Annotated in this window: 9 protein-coding genes and 1 pseudogene; 7 read left to right on the top strand and 3 right to left on the bottom strand. The window is 69.5% G+C overall.

The window, feature by feature from the left end; genetic code table 11:
• Positions 1 to 481 precede the first annotated feature (481 nt).
• Positions 482 to 586 (bottom strand): LPFR motif small protein, encoded by a 105-nt coding sequence (locus tag ACFY1P_RS35260; RefSeq protein WP_361522491.1) that lies wholly within the window; start codon positions 584 to 586, stop codon positions 482 to 484.
• A 430-nt stretch (positions 587 to 1,016) separates the two neighbouring features.
• On the opposite strand from ACFY1P_RS35260, the gene ACFY1P_RS35255 reads away from it, so the two are divergent.
• Complete coding sequence (locus ACFY1P_RS35255; protein ID WP_390752995.1) at positions 1,017 to 1,607, top strand: snapalysin family zinc-dependent metalloprotease; 591 nt, start codon at positions 1,017 to 1,019, stop codon at positions 1,605 to 1,607.
• Between the two features lie 250 nt (positions 1,608 to 1,857).
• Positions 1,858 to 2,601 carry an SDR family NAD(P)-dependent oxidoreductase gene (locus ACFY1P_RS35250; protein WP_390752994.1) on the top strand — a complete coding sequence of 248 codons (744 nt, stop codon included), beginning with the start codon at positions 1,858 to 1,860 and terminating at the stop codon, positions 2,599 to 2,601.
• A gap of 153 nt (positions 2,602 to 2,754) precedes the next feature.
• Here ACFY1P_RS35250 and ACFY1P_RS35245 read toward each other — a convergent pair whose 3' ends face one another.
• Entirely contained in the window at positions 2,755 to 3,087 is a 333-nt protein-coding gene (locus tag ACFY1P_RS35245; RefSeq protein ID WP_361522500.1) for a hypothetical protein, read from the bottom strand.
• Between the two features lie 264 nt (positions 3,088 to 3,351).
• Here ACFY1P_RS35245 and ACFY1P_RS35240 point away from each other — a divergent pair.
• Positions 3,352 to 3,589: pseudogene (locus tag ACFY1P_RS35240) on the top strand (DNA cytosine methyltransferase); the annotation flags it as partial.
• Positions 3,590 to 3,768: 179 nt separating this feature from the next.
• On the opposite strand, the gene ACFY1P_RS35235 reads toward ACFY1P_RS35240, so the two are convergent.
• Entirely contained in the window at positions 3,769 to 4,086 is a 318-nt protein-coding gene (locus ACFY1P_RS35235; protein WP_390752993.1) for a hypothetical protein, read from the bottom strand.
• Here ACFY1P_RS35235 and ACFY1P_RS35230 point away from each other — a divergent pair.
• The 4 genes from ACFY1P_RS35230 to ACFY1P_RS35215 all read left to right on the top strand — a co-directional run bounded on the left by ACFY1P_RS35230 (position 4,040) and on the right by ACFY1P_RS35215 (position 8,950).
• Positions 4,040 to 4,762, top strand: coding sequence for an AMP-binding protein (locus tag ACFY1P_RS35230; RefSeq protein ID WP_390752992.1), 723 nt, complete (start codon positions 4,040 to 4,042; stop codon positions 4,760 to 4,762). The genes ACFY1P_RS35235 and ACFY1P_RS35230 overlap by 47 nt on opposite strands.
• Before the next feature lie 159 nt (positions 4,763 to 4,921).
• Positions 4,922 to 5,239, top strand: a complete 318-nt coding sequence (locus ACFY1P_RS35225; RefSeq protein WP_361522508.1) for a trypco2 family protein — start codon at positions 4,922 to 4,924, stop codon at positions 5,237 to 5,239.
• 7 nt (positions 5,240 to 5,246) lie between these two features.
• Positions 5,247 to 8,207 (top strand): trypsin-like peptidase domain-containing protein, encoded by a 2,961-nt coding sequence (locus ACFY1P_RS35220; RefSeq protein ID WP_361522511.1) that lies wholly within the window; start codon positions 5,247 to 5,249, stop codon positions 8,205 to 8,207.
• Between the two features lie 299 nt (positions 8,208 to 8,506).
• Positions 8,507 to 8,950 (top strand): hypothetical protein, encoded by a 444-nt coding sequence (locus tag ACFY1P_RS35215; protein ID WP_361522514.1) that lies wholly within the window; start codon positions 8,507 to 8,509, stop codon positions 8,948 to 8,950.
• Positions 8,951 to 9,416 lie beyond the last annotated feature (466 nt).

Below are 9,416 nucleotides of genomic sequence, written 5' to 3'. Positions count from 1 at the left end.
CGGCTGCATGGCCCCATTATGCCGCATCGGGGGCCCGGGACCGCCGATTCCGTTGCACTGCTGCTTAGTTCGGAGAAGACCTCTGGGTTATGAGCTCAGCGAGCTACCGAGCTGCTCCACCCCGCGCCGGTACGGTGAACACTACGCCCTCGCAGTCGGCGCGGATGACCGCTCTCACCCGGGACCTGGTCCGGGTCTCCCCGGGCCTGCTGCCACGGCACCCGCAGAACGACCGTCGGCCGCTTCAAAGAGTCGGAGGTCGCCGCCGCGGCAACCTCCGTGCCCTGGGCGAGCGAGTGGACCACAATCCTGGCCGGGATGCTCCACTTCGAACGAAGGCCGCGTGATTGGCCGTAAAATCCTGCGTCCCGGCGGGGCTGACGGAGGGCGTCTGCGGTCGGGCGGGCACGGCATCGCCTCTTCCCTCCGGCCGCGCCCGGGCGGCCCCGGCGGCGGGCCCGGGGCGGGATCGGCGCGGGCCTCAGCCTCCGCCGAAGAGCCGCGCGATCAGCCGGAACGGGGCCGATACCACCGTGGCGACGGCATGGCCGACGGCTCCGAGCGCATCGGTGATCGTCTGCAACATGACGGCCTCCGGCAAGGGACGCTTTCCCCCACTCGTCCCAGCGTGCGCCTCCCCGGGGCGTGCCGCACACCGGGCCCCGCCGACACCTTCCGCCGAGCCGGACGAGTCTTGGCGGAGGGTGCCCGTGGGGCGAAGGGGATGCGTGAGAGCACGGAGGCGCCTCGCACCGGCGGCCTCCCTGAGCGTCCTCGTCGCCGCGGACAACTCCCCCCGCCCGCCTGAAAGGGCAGTGCGCAGCGATGCGGGGGCGGGGCCCCGTCAGGGGGCGGGAGAAGGGGCAGCGACAGTGGACCGACGAAGCGGCGGCGAGTGGCTGCGCGTACGCGTGTCACTGTCGCGCGAGCCGCGCGACCCGCACAAGGGGTTGTCATGTTCGCGACGGGCACGTTTACTGCGGGCAGCAGCTGACTCAAGGAGGCGCACCCGTCTCATGATCAAGCACATAGCCGCCCTGACGGCACTCATCCCGGCCCTGCTGGGCACCACGGCCGGCGTCGCTACGGCGCACGACGCGCCGCCGTACGCGGCCCAGGCCGTGGTCACCCTGACCTACGACGCCAGCGGTGCCGGCCCGTGGGCGGGCCCGATCCAGCAGGCCGTGCGGAACTGGAACGACGCGGTGCACAACGTGCGCTTGGAGCCGGCTAGCACCCCCGGCTCGGCCGACTACCTCTACCAGGCGACCAGTGGCTGGCCGCAGTCCACCCTCGGGCCGGTCTTCCCCGGCGGCAACGGCAACGTGCAACTGGGCCGGCAAGCACTGGACGAAGGCTACGACGCGACCCGGATCGCGGCGCACGAAACCGGGCACATCCTCGGACTGCCCGACGACTACAGCGGACCGTGCTCGGAACTCATGTCCGGCCACGGCCCCGGCACCTCCTGCACGAACGCCAAACCCGACGCGAACGAAGCGGCCCAGGTCGACAACAACTACGCCGCCGGAACACTGGCAGTGCGCCCACACCACCAGGTGGTGATCGACATCTGGTCCAGTCGGATACTCACCGGCTCACGCTGACCGCCCAGGCCGCACACCGGCCACCCAGGCCAACTGCGGCAGAAGGCCAACCCGCTGACCAGCACTGCCGTACGGTGCGAAATGAAGCCGTCAGGCCGGATACGTTCCGGTCTGCCCGGCTTGGCCTTCTCCTTGCCGAGGTGCCCGTCCGTTCACAGCCCCAACGCGACGTCCGAATGTCGCCAGACTCCTCGCTGGTGGGTGCAGGAGCATCGACATGTCCGCGAACCTGACAAAGAGATGAGCGAGCATGCCTGCGATGCTTGACGGCAAGGTGGCATTCGTGACGGGCGGCAGCCGGGGCATCGGTGAGGCTGTGGCGCTCAGGCTGGCCGAGGACGGAGCCGATGTCGCACTGACCTATCGGGACAGCGACGGGCGCGCGGCTGATGTGGTCGATCGGATCACATCGCTCGGCCGCCGGGCCTGGGCTGTCCGGGCGGACAGCGCGGACCCGGCAGCGGTCCGTGACGCCGTGGATCAGGCCGCGGCGGAGTTCGGGCGGCTCGACATCGTCGTCAACAACGCGGGGATCGGCGTGCTCGGTCCCGTCGAAGACTTGTCGCTGGAGGACATTGACCGGGTGCTGAACATCAATGTGCGGGCACCGTTCATCACGTCCCAGGCTGCGGTCCGGCACATGGCCGAGGGCGGGCGAATTATCAGTATCGGCAGTTGCATGGCCGAGCGGGCCGCGTTCCCCGGTGGTTCCCTGTACTCGACGAGCAAGACCGCGCTGACCGGCCTCACCAAGTCACTGGCCCGTGAGCTGGGCCCCAGGGGCATCACCGCCAATTTGGTCCACCCTGGCCCGACCGAGACCGATATGAACCCCTCCGACGGCCCGAGCGCCGACATGCAGAAGGGCCTCACGGCACTCGGCCGCTACGGGCAGCCGTCGGACGTCGCCGCGACCGTGGCCCACCTCGCGGGTGACGCCGGCCGGTACATCACTGGCGCCACCATCGCCGTGGACGGTGGCTTCGCCGCATGAACCGCGGGTGGTCGGCGGCACTCGCCGCCGACCACCCGATGAGAACCGGACCGCCGCCTCACAAGATCGTGTTTGATCACTCATTGCAGTGAGCCGCCGCTACCACTCGTGTGAAGCCGGCCGGCGGGTCCGGTCTGCCCAGCGGTGCAGCTTCTAGAGGAAGTTGAACCGGACGGCGTTGGGGCGGACAGAACCCCAGGACATTCCCGTCTTGGGCGGAAGCCGGTCCAGGGCGGTGCCGCTGCAGTCGGTGTTCTCGTAGACGGTCGCCGTGGAGTCCGTCTCGTTGTCCGCACCGGTCGCGGGAAGGCCGAAGCTGATGCACTCGCCGCTCGGCGGGTCAGCCAAGGTGTGGTCGACTCCGTCGATATCGGTGTAGGTGAAGTTACCGGTGGCGGCGTGGGCCTCGGTGGAGACCCCGGTCGCCAGTGCGAGGGCGGCGCAGGCAGCCAGAGCGAGTCTGCCTGCGTTCCTGAGGACGGTCATAAGGCGCCTCACCATCTTCAAGTAGGACTGTGGCCACCAGGATCGGCCTTTCCCAAGATATTTGAGGAGTTTCTTGCGCTTTTTCATCCGACAGTGGCTTCGGGGCGACCTTGGCGACGGCATCGGCGTCTCCGGCCCGGCGCCCCGCCGCGCCATCAACGCTGCCGCCACCGCTCCACAGTTCCAGGGCACGGCCAACACTGCGCGCACCGCCTGCGAGTTCCTCACCAACCCGGCTCTGGCCGCGCCGGCCGCTGAACCGACGCGTCGGACCCGCCGTCCGCCGAGACCCCCTGCTGGTCGTGGTCGCTGCGCAGCAACAACCAGGCGGACGCCACGGCGCGGAGTGCGTACGAGCCGGCCGGGACGTTGTCCTTCGGGCATCGCGCGAACGAGTGCGTCTGGGGTCGCAGAACCGACGCCTTGCCAGGATGACGAGGCCGCGTCGGTTCCGGCATCGATCCGGATCACTGCGCCCGAGGCGGGCGTGCTCCCCTCCTACCTGCACATGCTCATTCAAGCCTGCCCTTGGCCCAAGCACGCGACGGCGTACGCATGGATGATCCGTGCCGATCACGCCCGGCGGACCCTGCGCATTCACGCCCGAAGCCTGGCCCAGACGATTGCCGACACCACCGGTCCGAGCCCGGCCGCCACCGTCCTCGCCCCATTGGCGTCGGATTACCAGAAGAGGGTGTCGGCAGGGTTGTCCTGCCAATGGGTGACGGCGGCGGTGTCGTCGACGTAGGCGCCTGATACCTCCGGGATGGACGTGGTCCCGCCCCGATTGCCACTGACGGTGCTGTAGCCGACCCGGATGGTCTTCGCTATGCGGCCCTTGTGGTCGGCAACGTCGTCGTATCCGGAGAACTTCTTGATTCCGGCGTAGGCGGACTCTCCAGAGGCCAGGCGGATGAAGGCCGGACCGGGTTGGGAGTCGTCGACTGCACGAATGCCGCCGGAGTCGATCAGGAACGTTCGCCATCCGTGGAGACTCACGGCGTGCGTCTGGTCGGGCTCGGGGCGGCGGATCACTGCCGGTCATTTCCATGACCTGGTCCACCGGCTGGCGCACGCGCTGCGCGCCCAGGGCCTGGAGCGCGGGCAGACCGTCACACTGCTCAGCGGCAATCTCTCCGAGGCCCTGGCCGCCCGCTATGCGGCCAACCTGCTCGACTGTCAGGTCAGTCACCTCTACAACAAGCCCTCTGCCGACACCCAGGCCGCCATCGTGCGCGATGTGGAGACCCAGGCGCTGATCGTGGACCCGACCTACGCCACGCGGGCCGCCGAACTCACCGCCCAGGCCCCGGTCCTGCACATCCTGACCCTCGGCGTCAGTACGCTGGGCACCGACCTGCTGGAGCCGCCCGCCGCAGAGTCCGCCGAGCGGCTATCGGGACTGGCCCACCCCGAGGGCATCTGCTCCATCCGCCACACCGGCGGAACCACCGGCCATTCCAAGGGCATCTGCACCAGCTTCGGGAGAGTCGGCAGGATGCGCCCCAAGTCCAGTGAGGAAGAGGTCGACCAGCCCCGTCAGTTGGTGGCAACCACCCTCGCGCACGCCGCCGGGCTGATCGCCGACCACGTGCCGGCCACCGGAGGCACCGTGGTTCTGCTCGAGGACTTCGAGAACTGCCTTTACGCAGGTCAGCCACCCGCGGCCCGGTGACCGGTTGCTCACGCAATTCCCAGACGCCCCTCACGGGGCGCACTCGCACAGCCCCGCGCCCTTAGCGGCCCCCGCAGTCCTGGGATTCCTGGTATGCGAAGGACCGCGTGGCTCTATCGTGATGGGCGTCACACACCGCAAGACGGGGGGGGGAAGCACATGTCCGGCACACCATCATGGGCCGAGCTGGGCGAGACCATCAGCGCCATCCGCACGCAATTGCAGCAAGCGAGGGACGAGGCCGCGGACGACGGGCCGGATGGGCTCATGTTCCGAACAGGGCCGGTGGAGTTGGAGTTCTCCGTCGAGGTCCGCAAGGAGGGCGACGCCAAAGCGAAGATCTTGGTCCTGCCCTTCCTGCCGGGCTCGGCGGAGACGCGCGGGGCGCTCATGGCCGGGACGGTGCACCGGCTGAAGATGACGCTCCAGCCGGTGGACGAAAACGACGTGGACGCGAAGATCCACGGCTCGTTGTGACCCGGCCGTGCACCACCCACACCTGGCGCGCGTCGTCGAGCTGCGGGTCGCCGACAAGCGCGTCGGCAGCGGATATCTGCTGACGGACCGGCTCATCCTGACCGCGTACCACGTGATCGCGCCCGACGGGACGGTCCGCGTACGACCCGTGGACGCCCTGTCCTGCCCGCCGCTCACAGCCTCGCGGCTCTGGCCGGCCGAGCCCGTGGACGACCACGCCCACCCGGAGCAGGACGTGGCTCTGCTGCTGCTCGACGAGCCCGCAGGAGCACCGTGGCCGACGCACCCGCTGCCCGGCGGAGCCGCACGCTTCGGGGAGGTCACGGGCGGAGACCGCGCGCCCTGTCACGCCCTCGGGTTCCCCGACGCCGAGCGGCGGCCGGACGGGGACCGGGACGTCATGCGACTGCCGGGACACGTGGAGCCCGCACAGGGAAGCCGGTTCGGGATGCTGACCTTTTACGCCGGTCTCCAGCTGCGCGGGGAGAGGCGCTGGGGCGGAATGTCCGGCGGGCCGCTGTTCGGTGACGACGGGCTGCTGTTGGGAACCCTGGTCGAGGACCGCAATATCGCGCTCAACAGCACCATGCTGAGAGCCGTTTCGGTCCGGACCATGCTGCGGCTGCCCGGCTTCCGGGACGTGCTCCACGCCCATGACGTGGTGCCGCGCATCTCGCACGAGCTGCTGGAACTCTATCTGGAGGCCGCCGTCAAGGAGGCCGACGACCAGCCGTACGCCGGTGTCATCGGCGGCAGGAGGCCACGGCTGCACGAGGTCCATCTACGCCAGCAGGTCCGCTGCCTCAAAGACGATGAGAAAGGCGCGGAAGGGCACAGCGGCAAGCGGCCGCCGCTGGTGTCCTCCTCGCTGCTGCTGCCCGCGGACGACGTTCTCACCGCAGGCCCGGCCTGCGTGGTGCTGGCCGGGCCGGGCGGCGGCAAGTCCAGCCTGCTGCGCACCTGGCTGACCGAGGCCGCCGCGCGCCGTACGGCGGGAGACGGTACCGATCCGGTGCCCGTGCCAGTGCTGGTGCCGGCGAGGGCACTGATCGGTGGCGACGGAAAGCTGGCGGGTGGGACCTTCCCGGCCGCCCTCGCGCATGCGGTGGGCGGTGAAGTCTGGCTGGAGCTCGGCCGGTTGTTCGCCGGACCTCCGCCGGGCGGCGGCGTCTGGCTCGTCCTGGTCGATGGACTGGACGAGATCCTCTCGGCCAGGACACGCATCCAACTGCTGCGCCACCTCACCCTGCTGGCAGGGCGGAACGGCGCAGTGCCGTATCGCTTCGTCGTGGCCACCCGCCCTCTGCCCGATGGAGAGCTCGACCGGCTCGGCACGCACATACCGCGCTTCGACCTGCTGCCATTCGGCCGCGAGGAGCTGCCGGAGGTGGCGTACGACTGGTTCACCGCCCTCGGTGTGGCGGACCCGCGTGGTAGCGCCGCGCGCTTCATCGCGGAGATCCAGGCCCGGGACCCACTGCCCGAGCTCGCCCGCACGCCGCTGATGGCCGGCCTGCTCTGCCAGCTCTACGCCAGGAACCCCACGGGCCCGCTGCCGGCTGGGCGTGGTGAGATATACGACGAGTTCGTCGAGCAGCTGCGTCAGCATCAGGCGGCGGACGACGCGGCGGCCAATGTCTGGGAGGCGGCGCTGGACCTCGCGGGGTACATCGCCTCCGAGCGGCTGGCGAGGAATGACGAGCCGGAAGAGTACGACCAGTCACTGGACACACTGCTGGAGTCGTGGCCCGGCCAACCGCCGCGCGGTATGACCCTGAGGGAGACCGTGCTGCGCAGTGGACTGCTCACCGACCGTGCGGGCGAACTCGGCTTCCTCCAGCAGACGTTCCTCGAATACTGCGCGGCCCGGTACGAGACCAAGGCCCCGGACGAGTGCGCGAAGCAGGTGCAGCAGCTGTTCCGCAAGGGCTGGATCCGGCAGCGGCCGGCGCGACAGGCACACCCCCACTGGTGGGGCCGCCGCCGCTGGGAGCCACCGGCCGAGAACCGGATGTCGTACGCCGGCTTCATCCTCGACCGGTTGCTGAACGAGCGGATCAACCCGGCGGCCGAGGAAGTGAGCAAGGAGATGCACAGGCTCACCAGGCGGCGAACCCTGGCCGGCTGCTGCTTCCTGGCCGGACAGAAGCGCTTGGGTACGGCCCTGCCGGACGGTGTCGTCCAAGAGGTCACGGCGTCCCTGCGCAACATCGCCCGGATCACAGACGGAGACCGGCGGAAGGCGTACCTCCGCGCCAATCCCGGGGAGATAGTGTGCCCGCCCGGACTCGACCCGACCCTGGGCGAGTTGCATCTTGCCACGGCCCAGCGGGACGCCCGCGTGAACGCCGCCGAGGCCCTGCACTGGCTCGGCGACGGCGAGGCGGCGGACATCCTGGCCGAAATCGCCGAAACCCCCTATCTGACCAGCAGCCTGTGGCGCGCCTACGCGGCCGCCGTCCTCTGCGAGCTGGACGACGACCGCGGCGTACAGCTGCTCCACGGCCTTGCCGCCGACGGCTGGAACCTCAACAAGACACGCATCGAAGCCGCAGAGGCGCTGGTGCACTTCGGCGACGAGCGCGGCGTGCACCAGCTCGACGGCTACGCCCGCGACACCCGCGGCTTCCTGCCACACGAACGTGCCGACGCCCTCAAGGCCCTTGCCCTCCTCGGGCACGAACGCAGCGCGGACGTCCTCCACGACTTCGCCCGCGACCCCGACGCGACACCCTCCCTCCGCAACTGGTCGGCCCAGATGCTGGCCTGCATCGGCGACGACCGCGGCGCCGCCCTGCTCGACGCCTTCGCGCACGACCCCGCCCACGGGAGCCGCCTGCGGCTCATCGCGGCGACGGTCCTCGCCAGGGTCGACCAGGAACGCGGCGCGGCCGTTCTCGCCGGGCTGGCCGAGGACCGCACACTGAAGCGACGTCACCGCCGGAAAGCCGGTGCGCCGCCCGGCTAGGCCAGGGTGACAGCGGCCCGGTCCGGAGAGCGGCGAGGAAAGCCGTCCGCCCTCTGGGAGTGGCGATCACGAGTGTGGCGCCGGCCGGCCGCTCGCTGTCGCGGATGGGTATGAGGTGAGGGAGGCTACTCAGGCTGAGCCGGCGTTCCGCAGGGCCGTGGCGGACGCTGGCCGTCGCACTACGACGGCATCACGCGGTACGTGCGAAGGGGGCGGGCTGACGCCCGCCTCGCCCCGGCGGCACGACGACCCCGCGATCACCCTTAGGATCGTTCACTTGTCCACCAAGGGGGAAACTCATGCGCAAGATCATCATGGGCTCGGCTCTGCTCCTGACCACGGCTCTGCTGACGGGATGCGGCAGCGACGACAGCCCGGCAAAATCCGATAAGGCCGCTGCCGCGTCCACGCAGCCGAAGGCGAAGCCGGACGGTGGCAGCGGCGAGGTCAAGCACGAAGTCACCCTCGAGGTCCTCGGCACCGGTACCACGTCGGTCTACTACAACCTCGACACCAACAAGATGGAGCAGGTCCAGCTGCCCTGGAAGAAGACCTCGACCATCACCTTGACGACAGACGCCGAGAAGAATGTCGGCCACGGGGTCTCCGTCGTCCCCGGCTCCGTCACCGGCCCCGACGGCATGCTGCACGCCGCGCCCTGCGTCATCACCGTCGACGGCAAGAAGGTCGCGGACAACCAGGACGGCAAGTCCGACAAGATGTGCGAGTTCAAGGTGAAGTGAGGGTTCCGGGGGGACCGACGGTCGTCGCAGAGCCACCTCGTGTACCTGTGAGGATTACGCGGCGCGAAAAGCGCCTTCCGGGACGGACACTTGATGCCAGGTTGCGGCCCCGGCTGGCGGCGGCTTTCAGTTCTGCGAACAGGACGCGATGGAGGCTGTCGAAGACGCCGGCCTCGCGCCACCGGCCCAGTCGGCGCCAGCGGGTCTGTCCCGCTTCGTCTCCCGGGCGGCGTGAACAGCGCGTGGCGGTGTGGCTGTACCACCTAGCGGAGTTACTTACTCCGACAAGCGTCAAAGACGGACACCGCTCAGAGCAGTCCCCCTGAACATCACTGCTCCGCCACAAACGCGACACTGGCACCCCGACCAGAAAGGAACTTCCCAATCGTGTTGTCAAGCTGCTCCCGTGACGGGGGGTGAAGAGTGAAAGCACTCTCCGTCTCGGATCATCGCCCACAGAACGTTG

It is taken from the genome of Streptomyces sp. NPDC001407 (assembly GCF_042895325.1).
In the GTDB taxonomy this organism is placed as follows: domain Bacteria; phylum Actinomycetota; class Actinomycetes; order Streptomycetales; family Streptomycetaceae; genus Streptomyces.
This window is presented reverse-complemented; position numbering and strand designations above follow the sequence as displayed.